At 68.8% G+C, this 20,782-nt stretch carries 22 protein-coding genes; 10 read left to right on the top strand and 12 right to left on the bottom strand.

The window, feature by feature from the left end:
* Positions 1-86 precede the first annotated feature (86 nt).
* Positions 87-830: a TetR/AcrR family transcriptional regulator gene (locus ACWF0M_RS23920; protein WP_452237915.1), complete on the top strand. Its 744-nt coding sequence runs from the start codon at positions 87-89 to the stop codon at positions 828-830.
* Between the two features lie 13 nt (positions 831-843).
* On the opposite strand, the gene ACWF0M_RS23925 is transcribed toward ACWF0M_RS23920, so the two are convergent.
* Entirely contained in the window at positions 844-1,227 is a 384-nt protein-coding gene (locus tag ACWF0M_RS23925) for a cold-shock protein (RefSeq protein ID WP_452237916.1), read from the bottom strand.
* A gap of 126 nt (positions 1,228-1,353) precedes the next feature.
* Complete coding sequence (gene larE, locus ACWF0M_RS23930) at positions 1,354-2,829, bottom strand: ATP-dependent sacrificial sulfur transferase LarE (RefSeq protein ID WP_452237917.1); 1,476 nt, start codon at positions 2,827-2,829, stop codon at positions 1,354-1,356.
* A gap of 111 nt (positions 2,830-2,940) precedes the next feature.
* Here larE and ACWF0M_RS23935 point away from each other — a divergent pair, with 111 nt between their 5' ends.
* The 3 genes from ACWF0M_RS23935 to ACWF0M_RS23945 are packed head-to-tail and all read left to right on the top strand — an operon-like array spanning position 2,941 to position 5,460.
* On the top strand, positions 2,941-3,867 hold the full coding sequence (locus tag ACWF0M_RS23935) for a TauD/TfdA dioxygenase family protein (RefSeq protein ID WP_452237918.1): 927 nt from the start codon (positions 2,941-2,943) through the stop codon (positions 3,865-3,867).
* Positions 3,868-3,922: 55 nt separating this feature from the next.
* Positions 3,923-4,516 (top strand): TetR family transcriptional regulator, encoded by a 594-nt coding sequence (locus ACWF0M_RS23940; RefSeq protein ID WP_452237919.1) that lies wholly within the window; start codon positions 3,923-3,925, stop codon positions 4,514-4,516.
* Positions 4,513-5,460 carry a R2-like ligand-binding oxidase gene (locus tag ACWF0M_RS23945; RefSeq protein ID WP_452237920.1) on the top strand — a complete coding sequence of 316 codons (948 nt, stop codon included), beginning with the start codon at positions 4,513-4,515 and terminating at the stop codon, positions 5,458-5,460. Before ACWF0M_RS23940 ends, ACWF0M_RS23945 begins: the two co-directional genes overlap by 4 nt.
* A 114-nt stretch (positions 5,461-5,574) precedes the next feature.
* On the opposite strand, the gene ACWF0M_RS23950 is transcribed toward ACWF0M_RS23945, so the two are convergent.
* Positions 5,575-5,826 (bottom strand): hypothetical protein, encoded by a 252-nt coding sequence (locus tag ACWF0M_RS23950; protein ID WP_452237921.1) that lies wholly within the window; start codon positions 5,824-5,826, stop codon positions 5,575-5,577.
* Positions 5,827-5,888: 62 nt separating this feature from the next.
* Between ACWF0M_RS23950 and ACWF0M_RS23955 the strand changes: the two genes are divergently transcribed.
* Both ACWF0M_RS23955 and ACWF0M_RS23960 read left to right on the top strand, forming a co-directional pair.
* Positions 5,889-6,086 carry a hypothetical protein gene (locus tag ACWF0M_RS23955; protein WP_452237922.1) on the top strand — a complete coding sequence of 66 codons (198 nt, stop codon included), beginning with the start codon at positions 5,889-5,891 and terminating at the stop codon, positions 6,084-6,086.
* Positions 6,087-6,220: 134 nt separating this feature from the next.
* Entirely contained in the window at positions 6,221-6,697 is a 477-nt protein-coding gene (locus ACWF0M_RS23960) for a GtrA family protein (protein ID WP_452237923.1), read from the top strand.
* On the opposite strand, the gene ACWF0M_RS23965 is transcribed toward ACWF0M_RS23960, so the two are convergent.
* The 9 genes from ACWF0M_RS23965 to ACWF0M_RS24005 all read right to left on the bottom strand — a co-directional run bounded on the left by ACWF0M_RS23965 (position 6,649) and on the right by ACWF0M_RS24005 (position 16,223).
* Complete coding sequence (locus ACWF0M_RS23965) at positions 6,649-7,743, bottom strand: MSMEG_0565 family glycosyltransferase (protein WP_452237924.1); 1,095 nt, start codon at positions 7,741-7,743, stop codon at positions 6,649-6,651. The genes ACWF0M_RS23960 and ACWF0M_RS23965 overlap by 49 nt on opposite strands.
* Complete coding sequence (locus ACWF0M_RS23970) at positions 7,743-8,558, bottom strand: carbon-nitrogen hydrolase family protein (RefSeq protein WP_452237925.1); 816 nt, start codon at positions 8,556-8,558, stop codon at positions 7,743-7,745. Before ACWF0M_RS23970 ends, ACWF0M_RS23965 begins: the two co-directional genes overlap by 1 nt.
* A 2-nt stretch (positions 8,559-8,560) precedes the next feature.
* Positions 8,561-9,397 carry a carbon-nitrogen hydrolase family protein gene (locus ACWF0M_RS23975; RefSeq protein WP_452237926.1) on the bottom strand — a complete coding sequence of 279 codons (837 nt, stop codon included), beginning with the start codon at positions 9,395-9,397 and terminating at the stop codon, positions 8,561-8,563.
* On the bottom strand, positions 9,394-10,785 hold the full coding sequence (locus ACWF0M_RS23980; RefSeq protein ID WP_452237927.1) for an MSMEG_0567/sll0787 family protein: 1,392 nt from the start codon (positions 10,783-10,785) through the stop codon (positions 9,394-9,396). The genes ACWF0M_RS23975 and ACWF0M_RS23980 overlap by 4 nt, the downstream gene beginning before the upstream one ends.
* On the bottom strand, positions 10,782-11,843 hold the full coding sequence (locus ACWF0M_RS23985) for an MSMEG_0568 family radical SAM protein (RefSeq protein WP_452237928.1): 1,062 nt from the start codon (positions 11,841-11,843) through the stop codon (positions 10,782-10,784). The genes ACWF0M_RS23980 and ACWF0M_RS23985 overlap by 4 nt, the downstream gene beginning before the upstream one ends.
* Before the next feature lie 10 nt (positions 11,844-11,853).
* Positions 11,854-12,375: an MSMEG_0572/Sll0783 family nitrogen starvation response protein gene (locus tag ACWF0M_RS23990; protein WP_209693026.1), complete on the bottom strand. Its 522-nt coding sequence runs from the start codon at positions 12,373-12,375 to the stop codon at positions 11,854-11,856.
* Between the two features lie 17 nt (positions 12,376-12,392).
* Entirely contained in the window at positions 12,393-13,211 is an 819-nt protein-coding gene (locus ACWF0M_RS23995; RefSeq protein WP_452237929.1) for an amidohydrolase family protein, read from the bottom strand.
* Between the two features lies 1 nt (position 13,212).
* Positions 13,213-14,469: an MSMEG_0569 family flavin-dependent oxidoreductase gene (locus ACWF0M_RS24000; RefSeq protein WP_452237930.1), complete on the bottom strand. Its 1,257-nt coding sequence runs from the start codon at positions 14,467-14,469 to the stop codon at positions 13,213-13,215.
* A 131-nt stretch (positions 14,470-14,600) separates the two neighbouring features.
* The gene (locus ACWF0M_RS24005) at positions 14,601-16,223 is read right to left on the bottom strand and encodes an AMP-binding protein (RefSeq protein ID WP_452237931.1); all 1,623 of its coding nucleotides are present in this window, start codon (positions 16,221-16,223) and stop codon (positions 14,601-14,603) included.
* Positions 16,224-16,543: 320 nt separating this feature from the next.
* Here ACWF0M_RS24005 and ACWF0M_RS24010 point away from each other — a divergent pair, with 320 nt between their 5' ends.
* The 4 genes from ACWF0M_RS24010 to ACWF0M_RS24025 all read left to right on the top strand — a co-directional run bounded on the left by ACWF0M_RS24010 (position 16,544) and on the right by ACWF0M_RS24025 (position 20,780).
* Positions 16,544-18,007, top strand: coding sequence for a restriction endonuclease (locus tag ACWF0M_RS24010; protein ID WP_452237932.1), 1,464 nt, complete (start codon positions 16,544-16,546; stop codon positions 18,005-18,007).
* Positions 18,008-18,076: 69 nt separating this feature from the next.
* A complete protein-coding gene (locus ACWF0M_RS24015; protein WP_452237933.1) occupies positions 18,077-18,682 on the top strand; it encodes an SIMPL domain-containing protein in 606 nt (201 codons plus the stop codon).
* A gap of 60 nt (positions 18,683-18,742) precedes the next feature.
* Entirely contained in the window at positions 18,743-19,978 is a 1,236-nt protein-coding gene (locus ACWF0M_RS24020; RefSeq protein ID WP_452237934.1) for an Nramp family divalent metal transporter, read from the top strand.
* A 19-nt stretch (positions 19,979-19,997) separates the two neighbouring features.
* Positions 19,998-20,780: a metallophosphoesterase gene (locus ACWF0M_RS24025; RefSeq protein ID WP_452237935.1), complete on the top strand. Its 783-nt coding sequence runs from the start codon at positions 19,998-20,000 to the stop codon at positions 20,778-20,780.
* Positions 20,781-20,782 lie beyond the last annotated feature (2 nt).

A 20,782-nucleotide genomic window follows, 5' to 3' on the forward strand; every position in this document is an offset into this window, starting at 1 on the left:
ATTATCTGTCTACGCCGCACACTGTGTGCGCCGTACACAGACCATACACAAGACTGTCTATGCTGTAAACAGATAGAGTGGAGACCATGGTGACCATGGACGAGAGCGAACTGCCAAGGGTCCTGCAACAGTTGTGGGGGATCGAGGGGCGGAGTCGGCCGGGGCCGAAGCCGGCGTTCCACATCAGCGACATCGCGCGAGCCGCGATCAAGCTGGCCGACGCGGGCGGGCTGGCCGCGGTCTCGATGAGCAAGGTGGCGGCCGAGCTCGGCTTCACCACGATGTCGCTCTACCGGTACGTCGACGCCAAGGACGACCTGTACGTCGTGATGCTCGAGCACGCCTTCGCCGAGCCGCCGGTCCTGGACCCTGACCTGAACTGGCGTGGCCGGATCACCGCCTGGGCCGAGGCGTTCCGCGACGGGCTCCGGCGGCACCCGTGGATCCTGCAGATCCCGATCCAGGAGCCGCCGCTGTCACCGAACCAGCTGGCCTGGATGGAGTCCGGGCTGAACGCGTTCGACGGTACGCCGCTCACGCCGCCGGACCGGCTGTCCGCGATGCTCCTGGTGAACATCTACGTTCGCGGTACGGCGCAACTCACCGCGAACATGCTCACCGAACCGGATGAGGTCCGCGAGGCCGACCGGCTCTACACGCAGCGCCTGACGATGCTCGCGACCCCGGACCGTTTCCCCGGGATCGCGGCCACGCTCGAGCAGCCCCTCGACGAGGGCTACGCGGGCGACTTCGACGCCGCCGAATTCACCTTCGGCCTGGACACCGTCCTCGACGGCATCCACACCCGCATCACCCGCGCGACCCGCTGAGCCGGGCTGAGGGTCAGACGTCGAGTTTGTCGGCGACGCCGCGGAGGACGGTCGCGACCTGGCGGGCGGACTTGTTGTCGGGCTGGCGGCCGCGGCGGTAGCCCTCGCCGAGGCGGTCGAGGAGTTTGATCAGATCCTCGATGACGACCTGCATGTCCTCGGCCTTCGGCCGCATCGCCTTCGCCACCGACGGCGGCGGGTCGATCAGCCGGACCTGGAGCGCCTGCTCGCCCTTACGTCCCTCGACGACACCGAACTCGACCTTCTGGCCCGGCTTCAGGTTGGTGACACCCGACGGCAAGGCCTCGGCGCGGACGTAGACGTCCCCGCCCTCCTCCTTGCTGAGGAATCCGAACCCCTTCTCGGAGTCATACCACTTCACCTTGCCAACGGGCACGGGAACCTCTTCATCAGTATCGTCGGAAGCGATCGAGCCGTGAGGCCCGATCAGGAAACCCAGCGTACGTGACCCGGCGCAACCGCGCCTCCGGGAAACTACCTGATCCGGCAGTCTTCCCGCACATCACAAACTCCGATACTTTTCGGGTTCCGCGAGCCGCTCGTTCATCGACCCGGACCGGAACCCGCGCGGGTCCACCAGCGCCGTCGCGAACCCTTCGGCGACGACCGCATCGACCAGCTCCTGGTGGTCGACCCGATCCAGCAGATCGGAGTCGATCTCGATCGACGCACTCTCGCCGAGATCACGCACGCGCACGTTCTGCACGTCGTACGACGCCAGCCGTGCGCGGACCGTCTGCTCGGCGCGATCGACACGCGCGAGCAGGTTCGGGGTGATCCGGATGCCGTACGCGATCCGGCTGGACAGGCACGCCGCGGCCGGCTTGTCCGACGTCTCGAGACCCCAGCTGCGCGACGCCGTACGGATCTGCGCCTTGGTCAGCCGCGCGTCCTTCAGCGGCGTCAGCGCGCCGCGCTCGAAGGCGGCCCGGATGCCCGGCCGGAAGCCGGCGATCGCGTCGTCGGCGTTCGTCCCGGTGGCGATCGCGGTGATCCCGAACTCGTCCGCGATCGGCTGCAGCGTCTCGACCAGCTCGGCCTTGCAGAAGTAGCACCGGGCGCCCGAGTTCGCCTGGTACCCCTCGCGCTCCATCTCGTGCGTGTGCGGGGTGACGTGGCGTACGCCGATGGTGTCCGCGAAGCGCGCCGCCGGCTCGAGCTCGGCCGCCGGAAGCGAGGGGGAGATCGCGGTCGCCGCGACGACGTTGGCCGGACCGATCGCCCGCGCCGCGGCCGCGAGCAGGAACGCCGAGTCGGCGCCGCCGCTGAACGCGACCACCATCTTGTCGTACGACGACAGTCGCCGCATGAGCGCTTCGAGCCGCTGCTCGAGCACGTACTCGTCGAGCCAGGCCGGGAACTCGGTCAGATCGTTCAGTACGACGTCGGCGCCGTACGCGCGCAACTCGTCCGCGGTGAACGGGCCGGTCGCGACCGATACCGCGACCGCACCGGCCGCGTGCGCTCCGTCGATGTCCGCGGTGTGGTCGCCGACGAAGATCGTGGCCTGGTGCTCGCGCAGCGCCGTACCCTTCTCGGCGCCGTGCAGGTCACCGACCGGCTCGTCGACATCCAGGCCGAGGTGCTCGAGGTGCAGCCGGACCGACGGGGTGTACTTCGCCGAGACGACCATCGTCCGCCCGCGCAACGCCCGGATCGCGGCCAGTGACTCGGCCACGCCCGGCAGCGGCAGGCTGCCGGTGATCGCGTGGGATGGGTAGTGCTCGCGGTACCGCGCGACCATGGCGTCGACCTGCTCGGCCGGGAACCAGTTCGCCATCTCCCAGGTCAGCGGCGGCCCGAGCCGGCTCACCACCAGGTCGGTGTCGATCGGCACGCCGGTCTCCGCGGCCAGCAGGTCCCAGACGGCCTGGATCCCCGGCCGGGAGTCGATCAGCGTCATGTCCAGGTCGAATCCGACCACCAGTTCCGGAACGTCGGCGGTATCGGGAGCGGGTTCAAGAGCGGCGGTTGACACGTCCCCAACCCTACGTGCTCCCGCCGCCGGCCCGGTCTCGCATCCCGAAACGGCCGATATGTCTAGTAAATCAGTCGGATTATATAAGTAACCGACCGTGAGGGAGTCATCATGACGACGCAACTGGAAGCACCGGAGATCACCGTCGCCAAGGCCGGCGGGGCGATCGGCGCGGTGATCGGCAACGTCGAGCTCGGCGGCGACCTGGCGCCGGAGACGGTCGCCGCGATCCGGCAGGCCCTGCTCGACCACAAGGTGATCTTCTTCCGCGAACAGCACCTCGACGACGCCGGCCAGCTCGCCTTCGCGAAGTTGCTCGGTACGCCGACGCTCGCGCACCCGACCTCGAAGAGCCTCGACGGCGCGGCGGAGGTCCTGCCGATCGACTCCGACTACGGCAAGGCGAACAGCTGGCACACCGACGTCACGTTCGTCGACCGGATCCCGGCGATCAGCATCCTCCGCGCGGTCACGCTGCCGGCGTACGGCGGCGCGACGACCTGGGCGAACACGGTCACGGCGTACGCGAACCTGCCGATCGCACTGCAGGCCCTCGTCGACCGGCTGTGGGCGGTGCACAGCAATGTGTACGACTACGCCGGCCACAAGGACGAGAGCCGGATCGGCGGTGTCGACGTGAAGGTCGAGGAGCATCGCAAGCAGTTCGTCTCCAAGCTGTTCGAGACCGAGCACCCGGTGGTCCGCGTCCACCCGGAGACGGGCGAGCGTTCGCTCGTGCTCGGTCATTTCGTACGCCGGTTCGTTGGACTGAGCAGCACCGAGACGACCGCGCTGTTCCAGCTCTTGCAGAACCGGGTCACGAACCTCGACAACACCGTTCGCTGGCAGTGGCAGCCGGGTGACCTGGCGATCTGGGACAACCGCGCGACACAACACTACGGCGTCGCCGACTACGACGATCAGCCCCGCAGGCTGCACCGGATCACGCTCGCCGGCGACGTACCGGTGAGCGTGGACGGCGTCCGCAGTACGCCGCGAACGGGCGACGCATCGCACTTCTCCGCACTGGACAACTAACGACACGATGTCCGAGCACTTGACATCTGGAGCCATTTTGTAAACCCTCGTCGGCATGGACTCGTTTGCCGATCGAACCAAACGCCGGCTGCGTGACGAGTTGCTGGACGCTGCGCAGGACGCCATCGAAACAGGTGGGTACGACGGGCTTCGGATGGCCGAAGTGGCTCGTCGGACCGGGGTGTCCCGGCAGACCGTCTACAACGAGTTCGGCGACAAGTGGGGCGTACTGGAGGCCGTCGCGGCACGCGAGACCGAACGATTCCTGCTGGATGTGAACGCGGCGCTCGCCGAGCAGTCCGACCCGATCGACGGCCTCCAGGCTGCGGTCGAGCGGGCGCTCACACTGGCCGGGGAGAACCCGCTGGTGAAGGCGGCGCTCGGCCAGCCGGGATCGGACCAGGCCAGCCAGCTGTTGACGACACGGGGGCAGCAGGTGCTGGAGCTGGCACACCTTCGGCTGGACGCTCATGTCAGAGAGCACTGGCCGGAGGTTCCCGCGGAGGACGCGACCAACTGCGTCGACGTCGCGTTGCGCGTCGTCATCAGCCACATCGTCACCCCGGGCCCTCCCCCGGCGGTGGTGGCGGCGCAGCTGGCTCGCGTCCTCTCGCCCTTCTTAGCCGAGTCCAGGAGGTTGCACGTATGAACGAGTTGCACAGGCAAGGTTTCACCTCGCTCCGGGCCGGCGGGCTGAACTGGGACGCGCTGCCGTTGCGGCTGTTCGACAAGGGCAACGGCAAGTTCTGGAACCCGCGCGACATCGACTTCAGCCAGGACGCCAAGGACTGGCAGGAGCTGAGCGAGAACGACAAGGACAACGCGTTACTGCTCTGCGCGCAGTTCATCGCGGGTGAGGAGGCGGTGACCGAGGACCTGCAGCCGTTCCTGCAGGCGATGGCCGCCGAGGGCCGGTTCGGCGACGAGATGTACCTGACCCAGTTCTGCTTCGAGGAGGCCAAGCACACCGCGGTCTTCCGGCTCTGGCTGGACGCGGTCGGCGTCACCGAGGACCTGCACCGGTACGTCGAGAACAACCCGGGCTACCGCGCGATCTTCTACGAGGCGCTGCCGGTCGCGCTCAAGTCGCTGGCCGACGACCCGTCACCGGCCAACCAGGTCCGCGCGTCGGTGACCTACAACCACGTGGTGGAAGGGACGCTGGCGCTCACCGGGTACCACGCCTGGAACCTGCTCTGTACGGCGCGCGGCGTCCTGCCCGGGATGCAGGAGCTGATCCGCCGGATCGGCGACGACGAGCGACGGCACATGGCCTGGGGCACGTTCACCTGCCGCCGGCACGTCGCCGGAGACGCGTCGAACTGGAAGGTGGTCACCGACACGATGGAGGAACTCCTCCCGCACGCGCTGACCCAGATCCAGTGGGCTCTCGACAACTCGCAGGAGCTGCCGCCGGAGATCAACCCGACCGCTCTGATGACGTACGCCGGCGATCGCGCGACGCGCCGGCTCGGCGCGATCGAGTCGGCCGTCGGCGCGGACGTGGCCGGGATCGACCTCGACTACTCCCCGGAGAAGCTCGAGGACGACTTCGGCGACGAGGACTCAGCCGCGCTGGCGGCGGTTCGCTAGGAGGACCACGAGCGCCGCAGTCGCCAGTACTGCGGGAAGCCAGGTGACCGTCGTCGTACCGAGGCGGTCGGCGACCTGGCCGCCGGTGAAGGCGCCCAGTGCGATCGATCCGTTCTACACCCCCACCAGGACAGCGGACGATGATTCGGGGGCATTGGGCGCCGCCGCGTGTCCCCACGCTTGGGTGCTGACACTGGTTCCGCCGTACGCGAGGCCCCAGATCACCAGCAGGACAAGCGATCCGGAGAGGGTGGCGCCGGCGAAGGACATCGCGAGGGTGGCGATCGCGATGCCTCCCGCGATGACGGCGAGGGCCCGCGCCGGGCGGAGGGCGCCGGTGAGGAAGTTGCCGGCGACACCCGCCACGCCGTACGCGAGGAGCAGGGTGCCGATCAGCGCCGGGCCGGTGTGCGGCTCGAGGAGCGGACGTGCAGGAAGGCCTCTCGCTGATCGCCGCCAACCGCGGCGCGATGCTCATCTGCCAACCCACCGCCGCCCTCAACGGCCGCACCGGCATCGTCACCGTCCCCCTGACCGGTGTCGCCGACTCCGCCCTCGCCCTCATCTGGCGCCGCGGCGAGCAGACCCCGTCCGTCCGGGCCTTCGCCGAGCATCTGCGGGCCTAACGACAGGAGGTATCGGGCGTCCGGGTAGTGCACCTGAGCGTGATCGCCTTCGCGCGTACAGCGTCTCAGCGGTGCACTACCTGTTCTTATGCCCGCGTCCGGCCTGAGTTGAGTGGGCTGGCAGTATGGGGCTCATGACAACGGTGCTGAGCCGCGCCGAGCAACGGGGCGCGAGGTTCAGCTCGTTGATGGCTGCGGTCGTCCGGCGGTTGCCGTGGGGGTTGTCGCGGGTCGTTCCGGCCAGTTTCGTCGGGTTCGTGGTGATCAACGGGTTCACGTTCGGCGTGGACCTCGCGCTCTTGACCGTGCTGCGGTCGGCGGTGGGACTGCCGATCTGGCTGGCGATCACCGTCGCGTACTGCGCTGCCTTCGGGTTGAGCTACGTCCTCAACCGGACGCTCAACTTCCACTCGCATGGTGCGGTCGGACGGCAGGTCGCGGTGTACGTCGTCGTGGTCGCGGTCAACTACCTCGTTTGGATCCTCGGGGTCGGCGCCGGGCTGAGCGCACTCGGCGTCGAGTACCACGTCAGCCGCGTGATCGCGGGTGCCTGCGAGGCCGTCTACATGTACTGCGCGCTGCGCTGGCTCGTGTTCAGGACCCGCGAGTAGAACTCCAGGTGGGCGGCTGCTGCGGTTGGCCAGGAGTAGGTTGCGGCTAGGGCGCGGCCGCGGGCGGCGCGGTTGGTTCGGGGTGCTGCCAGGAGATGGCGGGCCAGGTCTTGTGGGCCGGTTGCGTACGACGCGGCGTCGCGGAAGATTTCCCGGAAGACTGGGAGGTCTGAGACGACGAGCGGTACGCCGGCGGCCAGGGCCTCCATCGGCGCCAGGCCGAAACCTTCTTTGACGGAAGGAAAGGCGAAGACTTCGGCGGCCGCGACCAGGGACGGTAGGTCGGCGTCGTCGACCGGGCCGAGCACGACCGGGGCGACACCGAGCTCTGCGGCGCGCTTCTCCCAGCGCGAGCGGTAGTCGCGATAGTCGAAGAGGGTCTCGCCGCCGGCGATCACCAACTGCAGGTCCGGGTCGCCTATCAGGGCGTACGCCTCGAGCAGCTCGAGCGATCCCTTCCGCGGCTCGATCCCGCCAACCGTGAGCACATACCGCCCAAGCCGAGCCCGCCACCTCCCCAGGGCCGGGTCGTCTGCAGCGGCTTGGGCGAAGCGGGCGGCGTCTACGCCGTTGGGGATTACTGTTGCCTCGAGCCCCCATCCGGCGTGTAGCTCGGCGGCTACAGCGGCGGACACGCAGATGTGGGCGTACGGTTCGACGATCGCGCGTTCGTGGCAGGCGGCCAGCTCGGGCGTGGTGAACTGGTCGAGGTGATGCACGGTGCGGATGCACCGGCCGGCTGCGTTCGCGCTGATGCAGTCCTGCGCGTGCACCACGTCGTACTGCGATCCGTCGAAAGCGTCCCGCAGTACGGCGATCGAACGTTGGATCCGCGCGCCGACATCCTCACCGGGCCGATCCGGGAACGGGACCAGCGACACGTTCACCCGCGGATCGACCGGCCGGTAGAAACCCTCGTCACCACCACGCGCCAGCGACCACACGGTCACATCTGCGCCGGTCGCGGCCAACGCCTCGGCCAAATAGAGCGTGTGTACGACGCCGCCGCGCGGTTTGGTCGAGTAGCTGAGTAGCGCGATCCGCATCAGTAGACCTCCGGGCGGCGTTCGTCGAGGTGATGGAGGACCCGGCGGGCGGTCTCGATCTCGGCGCGTACGTCGACGTCCGCGATCGCGATCCCGGCCTTCGACCAGGTGCGCGCGACGATGTCGCCACCCGGACCGACCACCTTGGACTGACCGAGGAACCGCAGGCCGCCGATCGACCCGGTCAGGTTGGACGAGACGAGCACGACCTGGTTCTCGGCCGCACGAGACCGGTCGTACAGGTCGAACAGCCGCGACTGACGGTCCTCGTTCATCCGCGGCGCCCGGTTGGTGATGCTGGTCGGCCAGGCGCACAGACAGGCGATCACGTCCGCGCCATCGACCGCGAGTGTCCGCGCCGCCTCCGGGAACGTCTTGTCGTAGTCGATCATCATGCCGATCCGGCCGACCGGGGTGTCGAAGGCGGCGAACTCGTTGCCGGCGGCATAGATCGCCCGTTCGCCCGGCGGCTGGTGCACCTTGCGGTGCTTGCCGAGGATGCCGTCACCGGTGACACACAGCGCGGTGTTGTAGCGATCTGCTCCGTCCGCCTCGCAGAAGCCGAAGCACACGACCATCTCGCCGGCCATCGCGATCACCTTGGCGATCAGCGGATCGTCGAGGGCGAGCGCAGGCGGGAGGTCGTCGTGGGACGGACTGCTCAGATCGGTCAGGTACCCGCCCAGCGCCGCGTCCGGCAGCACCAGCAACCGGGTCTGCTCGCGGTGGCCGTGCCGGATCAGCGCCTCCACCCGGGACAGGTCGAACTCCAGGTCCCGGGTGAACCCGGCCGCCACCGCGCCGATCCTGAGCACGCTCAGACCGTCGCAAGCTCGGGCGATCCGTACGTCTCCGGCCGTCGGTCCCGCAGGTGGCCCATCGACCGCCGGGCCAGCTCGAGCGCCTGCTCGACGTCCAGCTCCGCGATCGCCATCCCTTCGGTCACCCCGGTGTCGGCAAGGATCTCGCCGCCCGGGTCGACCACCTTCGCACTCGCCACGAACCGCAGCGAGCCGAACATCCCGGACTGGTTGGCCGACAGCCAGACCACCTGGTTCTCCAGCGCGCGGGCCCGGTCGAACAGGTCGAACCGCCGCTTCCACCGATCCTTGGCCAGGTCGGGGTCCGGGTTCGTCCGCGCGCCCGGCCAGGCGGACATGCAGACGATGATCTGGGCGCCGTCCAGCGCCAGGGTCCGCGCCGCCTCCGGGAACGCCTTGTCGTAGCAAATCATCAGCCCGAGCCGCCCGACCGGTGTGTCGAAGGCCTCGAACCGGTCACCGGCCGCGTAGTGCTCGTCTTCCCGCAACGGCTGATGGACCTTGCGGTGATGCCCAAGTACGCCGTCCCCCGTGACGCAGACCGCGCTGTTGTAGATCAGTCCACCGTCCGCTTCGGCGTACCCGGCCGTGACGACGAGATCACCGGCCAGCTGTGCGAGGCGAGCGATCTCGGGTCCGTCCACGGTGAACGCGGGCGGCGGTTCCGCTGTACCGTCGAGGCTGAGTAGGTAGCCGCCGAGGGCGCCTTCGGGCAACGCGAGCAGTTGGACGCCGGACGCGCGGGCCTGCTCGATCAGGGCCGCGACGCGGGCGAAGTCGGCTTCCAGGTCGCGGTCGAAGTTCGCGGCCACGGCCGCCATCTTGAGCGTCATGCTGCTCCCATCCCGGTCACTCCGGCGCTCAGCGCCTGGGTGACGTCTCCGTCCGGCCAACGCAGTACGACGCCTTGTCCGGTTGTCAATTCGCCGCACTCCGCACTGACGGCGGGTCCGGCGTCGAGCTCCTGCGGACCGGCGGTCAGCATCGCGAAGCCGGGGAAGCAGGTCAGCCAATCCCCCATCGACGCCGCCTCGGGCTTCGGTACGTCGGCAACGTCGAGCACCGCACCGCAGCCACTCGCCTCGGCCAACATCCCTAGCGTCCCGACCACGCCGGCCATCGACACGTCCTTGGCCGCCGCCGGGCGGGCCGTGCCGACCGCGGCCACCATCGCGCGCAGTTCGTCAGGTCGCCGGTGGCTGGTCGAATCCCATTGCCGTCCCGCGTACCCGGGCCGCCAACCACCACCGACATCGGCCGTCAACCTCAGCCGCTGCCCCGGCCGCCCGCCGCCACCGGCGACCGGGTGGGCGGTCCGGCCGAGCGCGGTCACGCTCAACGCCGACGGGACACCAAGCTGCGTGTGCCCGCCGAGGATCGGTACGCCGTACGCCGCGGCGGCTCGTTTCAGACCGGCCAGCACGCGGCTCGCCTGCGTTGCGTCGCGGGCGCCGAGCGCGTCGAGCAGACCGACCGGTTCGGCACCCATCGCAGCCAGATCGTTGACGTTGACCAGCACCGAGCACCAGCCGGACCATTCCGGATCCCGCTCGACCATCGCCGGCAGGATCGCGTCACACGCCGCCACGAGATCGCTGTCCGGCACCGGCGCCCCGTCGTCACCGACGTACCCAGTCGGCCCGATCCCTTGTAACAAAGGGCCCAGCTCGCTCTTGGTTGCCGTCGCCAACTGTGCGATCCGGTCGATCGGCCAGCGCATCAACACATGCGGCGCGCCCGCAACAGTCACCGGCCGGACCGTCTCCCACCCGAGCCGCTGGAAGAACCGATAGGTAGACGTCTGCACCGTCGCGTCGAACCGCAGCGCACCCGCGGCCTCGGCGCGAGCACAAGCCGCGCGCACCAGCGCCGCACCGACACCTCTGTGTGTTCCCGGTGCAGCGACCAGGCGGCCGCCTTGCCACCAGCCGAGGTCGGGGCCGTCTGTGGCCGGACCGAGGCGAACCCCACCGAGCACCACGCCACCCGGATCGCGCGCGACCAGGACGATCGTGCGTGGGTCTTCGTCGCGCGAGTCCAGATCGGTCCGATCGAACAGGCCCTGCTGCTCGACGAATGCGCGCCGCCGCAACTCGTAGTACGCCCGCTTGGCGGCCCCGTCCGCTTCCTCGATCAGGAAGGCCGGCGGCGGATCGCCGAGCAACGCGCGCACATCCGCGGCCCGCATCACGCCGGCCGTCTGCACCACCGTCGTACTCATGCGCCGGCCGCCGACAACAGACTGCAAGCACCGCACGCAGCACACCCCGCGCCCTGATCCGCGCCACGCATCTCCGCCTCGGCGAGCAATGCGGCAACGCGAGCAGTGATGTCCCGAACCAGCGCGGGCTCCGGCGCCGCCACCCCGTCGGCGCGCGCGAGCGTCCCGAGCATCGGCCGCAGCGGTACGACGAACGGGTACACGCCACGCTCGATCAGCCGCCCCGCCCCGGCCACCAACTCGTCCGGATCCTCACCGAGACCGATCAGCAGGTACGTCGACACGCGATTCCGGCCGAACACGCGCACAGCCTCGTCCCACGCCGCCTCGTACTCCGCGAGGCTCACCGTCGACTTCCCCGGCATCCACTTGCGTCGTACGGCGTCGTCGAGCGACTCCACGTGGATACCGATCGAGGTCGCGCCGGCGTCCCGCAACTCGGTCAGGACGGACAGGTCACCCGGCGGCTCGATCTGTACCTGGATGGGCAGACCAGGCACCGCCGCGAGTACGGCGCGAACCGACCGCACCAGGTTGCGGGCGCCCCGATCAGGGCCGGTCGTCGTACCCGTCGTCATCACCATCTGGGTGACGCCGTCCAGCCGGACCGCCGCCTCGGCGACCTCGGCCAGCTGGGCCGGCGTCTTGGCGGCGATCGTCGCGCCGGCCCGGAGCGACTCCTCGATCGAGCAGAACCGGCAGCGGGTCGATTCGTCGTACCGGATGCAGGTCTGCACGACCGTCGTCGCGAGCACGTCCTTGCCGTGCAGCAAGGCGATCTGCTGGTACGGCACGCCGTCGGCCGTGGTCAGGTCGTAGAACCGCGGCCGGCGGACCGGTTCGACCGACAGGCCCAGGTTCAGGCCGTTGCGGAACACCGCACCGTCCCGAACCTGATAGGGGCTGTCGGCAACGATCGGGAGGGTCGCGTTGGCGCCGTCGACGACCAGGTGCCCGTCGTCGCTCGGCCCGGCGCCCTTGCTGCGGCGGACGGGGGCGTCCACCTGAACGCCGTACACGGCCATCTCGGCCCGGGTGGCGAGGTCGCCAACGCTCATGATCGTCCCCTCAGAACATGTACGTCGAGTTGATGATGGCGCCCTTGCGGGCGTAGTGGATCAACGCGTCCTGCACGTCCAGCGGGTGGGTCGGGATGACGCCCTCGATCAGGTCCTCCTCGCGGGCGCCGTGCAGGGACAGACCGAACCGGCAGCAGTACACCTTGCCGCCCTCGGCCATGAACGTCTTCAGCGACTCGTTGATGTTGTGCTCGCCGGGGAAGGCCGAGTTGCCGGTGGTCGGGAAGCCGCGGGTAGCCAGGCAGTTCAGCGATCCCGGGCCGTAGAAGTAGATCGCGGACTCGAAACCCTTCCGCTGTGCGCGGGTCGCCTGCAGGATCGCGACGAAGCTCACCGACGATTCGTGCGCGATGCCGTGCACGAGGGTGAAGTAGGTCTCGCCGTCCTCGGCCTGGTAGTCCGGGAACACCTTGGTCCCGCCGTAGATGCTGGAGCCCTGCGGCAGCGACGGGTGCGGGATCTCGCCCAGGCTCTTGGTCTCGAGGTCGGTCAGTTCGGCGGTTTCGGGCATCTCAGTTACTCCTTGGGTCAGTCGTACAGGTGGGAGAAGGTGCGGTGGAAAACCTGGTCGCCGAGTTCGCCGTCGCCCATCGCGGCGCGCAGCCGGGCCAGTTCGCCGGCGTGGTCGCCCCACGGCTGGTCACTGGCGAACAGCACCCGGTCGTGCCCGGCGCCGCGGCGTTCGATCTCGGCGGCCAGCCAGCCCGGAGCGAACCCGATCGCCCAGGACAGGTCGGTGTAGAGCTGCTTCCCGGCCTCGATCCAGTCGAAGAACCGGGAGCCGATCAGCTTGATGTGCCCGCTCATCCCGCCGCCGAAGTGGACGAGGTGCAGCGGTACGTCGTCGGCGTACGTCTCGACCAAATGGCCGATATGGTCGATGTCGGACGCGGCGCCGGGTGACGTGTGGACATGCACGACGAGCCCGTGAGCCCTTGCGGCGTTGAAGATCTCGTCGAGTTGCGGGCGTACGGCGTCATCGGTCGGGTGGCCGCCCAGCAGGAAGCTGAGCTTGAGTGCTCGTACTCCGGGCTCGGTCGCGAGCGTCAGCGCCTTCGCGGTGAGTTCGGCGTCCTGCGGTCGCGGGGAGACCCACAGGCCGGCGCGGATCCGGTCGTCGCGTGCCGCGGCCTCGACCACGAGCTCGTTGAAGCCGAACGACACCGCGACATCGGGTACGCCGTAGTTGGGGATCACCAGTGCGCGTTCGGTGCCCTCGGCATCGAGATCGGCGATCAGCTCGTCGATCGTGGCGCGGGCGGTGACGTCGGGGCTGACCGGGGGCCCGCCGTAGAAGGGATACGCGGGCAGTACGCCGAGGTGGCGGTGGGCATCGTGGACGGGCATCTCACGCCACCACCCGATGCGTGCCGGCGATCCAGTGCACGCCGGCTCGTTGCTCGACGATGCGTTCGACGACGTACTGCGCGTCGTCGGCGACACCACCGAAGCGTCCGGATCCCCAGGTGTGCTGCCACGGCAGGCCGATGAAGTACAGACCCGGCACGCTCGTCACCCCGCGCCGGTGGGTCGGGTACCCGCGGCCGTCGAACACCGGCACCTGGATCCAACTGTCGTCCCGACGGAAGCCGGTACTCCAGACAATCGCGCTGATCCCTTGTAGTGAAAGGGTTTCAGGCGTGTCGGTCGGCTCCCAGACCGGCTGGTAGCGCGGCTCCTCGGGCGCTTCGATTCCCTCCGCCGCGATGAACGCGTCGATCGTGTCCTTGATGCCTTCGGAGACCGCGTCGGCCTGGTCCAGGTTCTGCTTCAGGTCGCCTGCCAGATACAGGGTGGCCTGGTCCGCATCGACCATCCGGCCGTACAGCCGCATCCCTTCCAGGGCGAACTTTCGCAGGTCGATATCGCGACCGCCGTCCCGGCCGGTGACGTAGTGGTTCACCCGGAACCGCACCGCATCGACGTCGTCGAACTCGTCGATTCCCTTGCCGTAATAGCCCATCCGGTCCAGCCAGGCCACCACGTCGAGCCCGCGGTAGAACCGGGCGACCCGCGGCGCGCTGCCGGTGACGAGGTGCACCGTGCGTCCGGCGAGGTGCAGGTCCTCGGCGATCTGGCAGCCGGACTGCCCGGTCCCGACCACGACGACCTCGCCGGGCGGCAACTGGTCAGGATTCCGGTACTGCGAGGAATGCAGCTGCGGTACGTCGATCCGCTCGGCGATCCGCGGGATCCGGGGCCGCTGGTACGGACCGGTCGCTACCACCACCTGGTCGGCGGTGATCGTGCCCGCGGACGTCGCGAGCCGGAACCCGGCCTCGAGCCGCGTCGCCCGGACCCCCTCGACGAGCGGTACGTCGTACGAACGTTTGTAGGCCTCGAGGTAGTCGACGATCTCGTCGCGGACCATGAAGCCGTCCGGGTCCGGGCCGTCGTACGGGAACGCCGGCAGCCGGCACTGCCAGTTCGGCGTCACCAGGCAGAACGAGTCCCACCGCCGGTTACGCCACTCGCTGCCGACCCGATCCGCCTCCAGAACAACGTGATCCAGGCCCTGCGCGACCAGGTGCCGGCTCGTCGCCAGCCCGGCCTGCCCGCCGCCGACCACGACGACGGGTAGGTGTGCACCGTCGGTGAATTGCATGCCGGCTCCCGGGTTCTCGATCCGTTCTGGATGACATCCAGTGAAGGACCGCCCGATTGCCGCACGATTGCCTCCGGAACAAACTCAGGTTTCCGAACCGGCCTCCCGCGTTTCGCGTGTGTAACCCGGACTCAGCCGAGTCCCAGGAGTTCCACGGATCTCTCGCGCATCTCGACCTTGCGGATCTTGCCGGTGACGGTCATCGGGAAGTCGTCGACGAGGACGATGTACCTCGGGATCTTGAAGTGCGCCAGCTTGCCGGCCGCGAACGTCCGGATCGCGTCCGCGTCGAGCGGGTCCGCGCCGGGCTTGAGTTTGATCCAGGCGCAGAGTTCCTCGCCGTACTTCTCGTCGGGGACACCAATGACCTGGACGTCCGCGATCGACGGATGTGTGTAGAGGAACTCCTCGATCTCCCGCGGGTAGACGTTCTCGCCGCCGCGGATGACCATGTCCTTGATCCGGCCGACGATGTTCACATACCCGTCCGCGCGCATCGTCGCGAGGTCGCCGGTGTGCATCCAGCGCGCCTCGTCGATCGCCTCCGCGGTCTTCTCCGGCTCGTCCCAGTACCCGAGCATCACCGAGTACCCGCGGGTGCACAGTTCCCCGGGTTCGTTCCGCGGTACGACCAGACCGGTCGCCGGGTCGACCAGCTTCACCTCGACATGCGGCATCACGCGGCCGACCGTCGACGTACGGCGATCCAGGTCGTCGTCCCGCCTCGTCTGCGTGGACACCGGCGACGTCTCGGTCATGCCGTAGCAGATCGCCACCTCGGCCATGTGCATGTCCGCGACGCAGCGCTTCATCACCTCGATCGGGCACGGTGATCCGGCCATCACGCCGGTCCGCAACGACGTGAGGTCGTAGTCCGCGAAGTCCGGCAGCCCGAGTTCGGCGATGAACATCGTCGGTACGCCGTACAGCCCGGTGCACCGTTCGTCCTGGACGGCCTTCAGCGTCGCGGCCGGGTCGAATGCCGGGCCCGGGATCACCATGCAGGCGCCGTGCGTGGTGCAGCCGAGGTTGCCCATCACCATGCCGAAGCAGTGGTAGAACGGCACCGGGATACACAGCCGGTCGTCGGCGGTGAACGCGATCGTCTCGGTGACGAAGAAGCCGTTGTTCAGGATGTTGTGGTGGCTGAGCGTCGCGCCCTTCGGGAAGCCCGTCGTACCGCTGGTGTACTGGATGTTGATCGGGTCGTCGAACGACAGCTCCGCCTCACGGGCGTGCAGCTCGTCGAGCGGGATCCGCGCGGCATCGTCGCGGAGCGCATCCCAGTCGCCGGTGCCGAGATAGATCGTCTCCTCGAGCGCGGCGAGGTCGGGCTTCACCTCGTCGACCATCGCCCGGTAGTCGCTGGTTTTGAAGGCGGTCGCGGAGACGAGCAGCCGGACACCGGACTGGTTCAGCGCGTAGGCCAGTTCGTGGGTGCGGTACGCCGGGTTGATGTTCACCAGGATCGCGCCCATCAGCGCGGTCGCGTATTGCGTGATCGTCCATTCGGCCTGGTTCGGCGCCCAGATGCCGACCCGGTCACCCTTCGCGATCCCCCGGGCTATCAGGCCGCGGGCCACGAGTTCGACCTCCGCGCCGAACTCGTCGTACGTCCAGCGCCTTCCGGTCTGGACCTCCACCAGGGCTTCGCGGTCGCCGTACGTGCCGATCGTGCGTCTCAGGTTCGCGCCGATCGTCTCGCCCAGCAACGGAACCTCGGACACTCCGGACGCGTACGACGACTGGCTCATGATTGCCATGTTCACGCCGGCCAGATGCGTCGGCAAGGGGCTGTTGCCTCGCCCCCTGCAGTCGCGAGCAGGTGCTCGGGGGTGTAGCTCGGTGTGCTGGGGCGAAGGTCTCGATGCGGAGCATCGTGGCCTTCGGTCCAGTGCAGCGAGATGCGCCGCCGAGTGCCGCGCAGCACGCAGGGGGCGAGGCAACAGCCCCTTGGGGCACGTGCAGCAGGAAACAGGGAGTGGACGGCAAGCAATGTCCTTACCAACTCTCTGTCATTTTCGGTTGCTGAGCGTGGTTGGACCGTTACATTGGAGGAGAGAGGTGTGAGGCGATGGGCCGATCTGTGGAAGGTCACGCCCGCAGCGACCGTCCGCCCGGGCGTACAGCCGAGGCGGCGCAACGTACCGCTGCGGTGCAGGAACGCGTCCAGGTCCTGGACGGCATACTGGCCGACGCGCTGGCCGTCGACGTCCAGGGCACCGATCTGCAGAGCCTGAAGCGGGCGCCGCGACGGGCGCCGCCGACTGTGTCGCCGACCGATCTCGAGGCGCATCCCGGACCTGTCTGGGATGCGTTCGTGCCCCACCCGCCGGGCCGCTTTCGCTGGTGGGGCGCCGAGCGCCGGTTCGCGCGTCGACTCGCCGACGCGGAGGACCGGTTCGCGGAGGCGATCGAACGGCGCATAGCCGCAGAGGAGGCCCGCCGGGAACGGCTCACCAAGGCGCTGCGGGAGCAGGTCGAGCACCAGCGCCGGCTCGACGAGGCGACCGCGGAACAGCACGCGCGGATCGACGCGTACGAACGCGCGGTACAGAACCACGACCGGGCCGCCGTCACCCGGTACTTCACCAAGGCGCTGGACCGGTTGCCCGAGCCGCTCGACTTTCCACGCCGGCGCAAGGTCGGGTACGTCCCCGAGTCGACACTGCTCGCGGTGGAGTGGGATCTGCCCGACGTCAACGTCGTACCGGCTGAGGCGTCGTACCGCTATGACCGCTCGGTGGACGCCGTACTGGCCGTGCCACGGGACCCGCTGGAGCTGCGGCGGCTGTACCAGCAGCTGGTGGCGCAGCTGGCGTTGCGTGCACTGCACTTGGTCTTCGGGAGTGATCGGTACGGCGTGGTTGAGACGGTCGTGTTCAACGGGATGGTGGAGTCGGTCGACCTCACTACCGGGCAGACCGTGCGGCCGTGCCTCATCACGTTGCGGGCGACGCGGGAGCAGTACCAGGCACTGGTGCTCGACCAGCTCGACCCGGTGGCGTGCGTACGGCACTACTTCGCGGCGGAGGTGTCACAGCACCCGGAGGAGCTCCAGCCGGTGGAGCCGGTGCTGGAGTTCGACCTGACCGATCCACGCACTGTCGAGGCAGTGGATGTGATCAGCGAGATCGATGCCCGCCCGAACCTGCTGGAGCTCAGTCCCGAGTCCTTCGAGCACCTGGTCCACAACCTGCTCACGCGGATGGGCCTGGAGACCAGGTTGTTCCGGCGCGGCACGGACGGCGGCATCGACTGCGTGGCCTACGACCCCCGCCCGATCACCGGCGGCAAGTTCGTCGTCCAGGCGAAGCTCTGGACCCGCACCGTCCCCCCGTCCGCCGTCCGCGACCTCTTCGGCACCGTCGTCGACGCCGGCGCCACCAAAGGCATCCTCATCACCACCTCCGGCTTCGGCCCCACCAGCTACCAGTTCGCCAACGGCAAACCCCTCCAACTCATAGACGGCACCGCCCTCCTCGCCCTCTGCCACAACCACAACATCCCCGCCCGAATAATCCCCCGCGCCAGCTGACTCTCCGACTCCTGCGGATGGCACAGATGACTTGTGGGTGGTGCCAGACTGGCCGTTATGGACACAGGGGTGAGTGTTGTCGGGTCAGGGCAGGTCAGTGGTACGCCGGACATCTTGCGCGTCACGTTCGGGGTCGAGCAGGTTGCGCCGGATGTCGCGGCTGCTGTGGCGACGGTCGGGGAGCGCACTGACGCGGTGATCGCCGCGCTGCGGGCGCAGGGGGTGCAGGAGTCGCAGCTGGGTACGAGTGCGGTGAACGTGTTCCAGGAGTACCGGGAACCCGGCACGGATGCGGCGTACCGGGCGTCGCACACGATCCAGGTCGAGACGAAGGACCTGACCGGCTTCGGCACGCTGCTGAACGCGGCCGTGGATGCTGTCGGCAACAGTCTCGCGCTGCACGGGCTGCAGTTCGACATCGAGGACAAGACCGACCTGCTGATCCAGGCCCGGGAGCTGGCGTTCCAGCAGGCCAAGGCGAAGGCGGCGCACCTGGCCGGGCTGGCCGGGTTCTCGCTCGGCTCGGTCACTGCGATCTCCGAGAACCACGGGAACGCGCCACTGATGCCTGAGGTACGGCTGTCCGCGTCCAAGGCGTACGACTCGAGCATCAACATCGTGCCCGACGACCAGAGCGTCGTGGCCACTCTCAACGTGCACTTCGCCTGGGCGTAACGCGCGTCTCAAAACGAGCACAGGGGTTGCGTTGTCGGCGGCGTCGTACAGACTGCTCTCATGTACGCACCGGCGCCGCTGCGGCGGCAACTGAGTCGGTCCGGGCTGTTACTGCTCGGACCGGCGTTCGTTGCTGCCGTCGCGTACGTCGACCCGGGCAACTTCGCCACCAACATCGCCGCCGGCGCGACGTACGGCTATCTGCTGTGCTGGGTGGTCGTCGGCGCCAACCTGATGGCCGTCCTGGTGCAGTATCTGGCGGCCAAGGCGAGCATCGCGACCGGGCGGACGCTGCCGCAGCTGTGCCGTGACCACTTCCGGCGGTCGACGTCGACCGGGCTGTGGGCGCAGGCCGAGGTGGTGGCGATCGCGACCGACCTGGCCGAGGTGGTCGGCGGCGCGATCGCGCTGAACCTGCTGTTCGGGATTCCGCTGCTGATCGGCGGTGTGATCACCGGTGTGGTCTCGTTCGCGTTGCTGATCTATCAGTCGAAGCGCGGCCAGCGGCCGTTCGAGGCCGCGATCATCGGCCTGCTCGCCGTCGTACTGATCGGCTTCGTCGTGTCCACGGCGAAATCGGAGCCGTCGGCGAGCGGCGTGATCGGCGGCCTCGTGCCGCGGCTGGACGGCACGCAGTCGCTGGTGCTCGCGGCCGGAATGCTCGGCGCGACGGTGATGCCGCACGCGATCTGGCTGCACGGCGCACTGGTGACCGACCGGCACTGGAAGACGATCCGCTCCGAGAGCGGCAAGTCGCGCGTACTGCGTGCCACCCGGATGGATGTCGCGGTGGCGATGGCACTCGCCGGAGCGGTCAACCTGGCGATGGTCGTGCTGGCCGCGGCCGCGCTGAAGGGTAGTGGCGCCGACTCGCTCGATGCCGCCCATATCGCGATCGGCGACCGGCTCGGTCAGCTGCCGGCCCTGCTGTTCGCGCTCGCCCTGCTGGCCAGCGGTTTCGCGTCGTCCTCGGTCGGGACGTACGCCGGTTCGGTCATCCTGGACGGCTTCTGGAAACGGCATGTCCCGCTGCCGGTCCGGCGCCTGATCACCTTGATCCCCGCCCTGGTGGTCCTTGCGATCGGCATCGACCCGAGCCGCGCGCTGGTGGTTTCGCAGGTCGTGCTGAGCTTCGGCATCCCGTGCGCGCTGTGGCCGTTGGTGAGATTGACCGCCTCTCGGCGCGTCATGGGTGACCTCGTCAACCGGAAGGCGACTACTCTCGCCGCATGCCTGGTAGCGACCGCCGTCACGGCCCTCAACGTCGTACTGATCGTGCTGACCCTGCGGGGATGACGTGACCCGGGTGTACGCCGTGAGCGACATCCACGGCCACCTGGAGAAACTGACCGCCGCACTGCACACCGCCGGCCTCACCGATGCCGAGGGCAACTGGACCGGGGTCGGTGAGACCGGTGAGGACACCCGGCTGTGGTTCCTCGGCGACTTCTTCGACCGCGGCCCGGACGGGATCGGCGTACTGCGGTACGTCCGCGGCCTGATCGACCAGGCGCCCGACGGCGCGGTCCGGATGCTGCTCGGGAACCACGAGATCCTCGCGCTCGGGATGTTCAAGTTCGGCGACACGTTCATCCCGCACGACGGCATCACCCTGCGTAGCTTCGAGCGTTCCTGGGCCCTGAACGGCGGCCAGGACCGCGACCAGGAGCTGCTCACCGACGACGAGGTCGCCTGGCTGCTCGACCAGCCGCTGGTCGGTCTCGACGCGGACCAGTTGCTGATGCACTCCGACACCGCCGAGTACGTCGAGTGGGGCGACACGGTCGAGCAGATCAACTCCACGGCCGCGGCCGAGCTGCACTCCGACGACATCGAGGTGTGGTGGGAGATCTGGCGCCGGACGACCTCGCGGTACGCGTTCCGCGGGCCGAGCGGCCCGGAGGTGGCCCGGATCCTGCTCCAGCACCTCGGCGGGCGCCGGATCGTCCACGGCCACAGCATCGTCGCCGATCAGCTCGGCATCGACCCGCAGTTCCTGACCGGCCCGCACCTGTACGCCGACGGTCTCGTCCTGGGCATCGACGGCGGCGCCTTCGACGGCGGCCCGTGCCTGGTCGTCGAGCTCACCGCAGAGTGAGT

This window comes from Kribbella sp. NPDC055110 (assembly GCF_053607525.1).

Bases quoted from the DNA above. Each gene is read 5' to 3' on its own strand.
- ACWF0M_RS23920 (WP_452237915.1), top strand. From the start codon at position 87: ATGGTGACCATGGACGAGAGCGAACTGCCAAGGGTCCTGCAACAGTTG.
- ACWF0M_RS23935 (WP_452237918.1), top strand. From the start codon at position 2,941: ATGACGACGCAACTGGAAGCACCGGAGATCACCGTCGCCAAGGCCGGC.
- ACWF0M_RS23940 (WP_452237919.1), top strand. From the start codon at position 3,923: ATGGACTCGTTTGCCGATCGAACCAAACGCCGGCTGCGTGACGAGTTG.
- ACWF0M_RS23945 (WP_452237920.1), top strand. From the start codon at position 4,513: ATGAACGAGTTGCACAGGCAAGGTTTCACCTCGCTCCGGGCCGGCGGG.
- ACWF0M_RS23960 (WP_452237923.1), top strand. From the start codon at position 6,221: ATGACAACGGTGCTGAGCCGCGCCGAGCAACGGGGCGCGAGGTTCAGC.
- ACWF0M_RS23965 (WP_452237924.1), bottom strand. From the start codon at position 7,743: ATGCGGATCGCGCTACTCAGCTACTCGACCAAACCGCGCGGCGGCGTC.
- ACWF0M_RS23975 (WP_452237926.1), bottom strand. From the start codon at position 9,397: ATGACGCTCAAGATGGCGGCCGTGGCCGCGAACTTCGACCGCGACCTG.
- ACWF0M_RS23980 (WP_452237927.1), bottom strand. From the start codon at position 10,785: ATGAGTACGACGGTGGTGCAGACGGCCGGCGTGATGCGGGCCGCGGAT.
- ACWF0M_RS23985 (WP_452237928.1), bottom strand. From the start codon at position 11,843: ATGAGCGTTGGCGACCTCGCCACCCGGGCCGAGATGGCCGTGTACGGC.
- ACWF0M_RS23990 (WP_209693026.1), bottom strand. From the start codon at position 12,375: ATGCCCGAAACCGCCGAACTGACCGACCTCGAGACCAAGAGCCTGGGC.
- ACWF0M_RS23995 (WP_452237929.1), bottom strand. From the start codon at position 13,211: ATGCCCGTCCACGATGCCCACCGCCACCTCGGCGTACTGCCCGCGTAT.
- ACWF0M_RS24000 (WP_452237930.1), bottom strand. From the start codon at position 14,469: ATGCAATTCACCGACGGTGCACACCTACCCGTCGTCGTGGTCGGCGGC.
- ACWF0M_RS24005 (WP_452237931.1), bottom strand. From the start codon at position 16,223: ATGAGCCAGTCGTCGTACGCGTCCGGAGTGTCCGAGGTTCCGTTGCTG.
- ACWF0M_RS24010 (WP_452237932.1), top strand. From the start codon at position 16,544: ATGGGCCGATCTGTGGAAGGTCACGCCCGCAGCGACCGTCCGCCCGGG.
- ACWF0M_RS24020 (WP_452237934.1), top strand. From the start codon at position 18,743: ATGTACGCACCGGCGCCGCTGCGGCGGCAACTGAGTCGGTCCGGGCTG.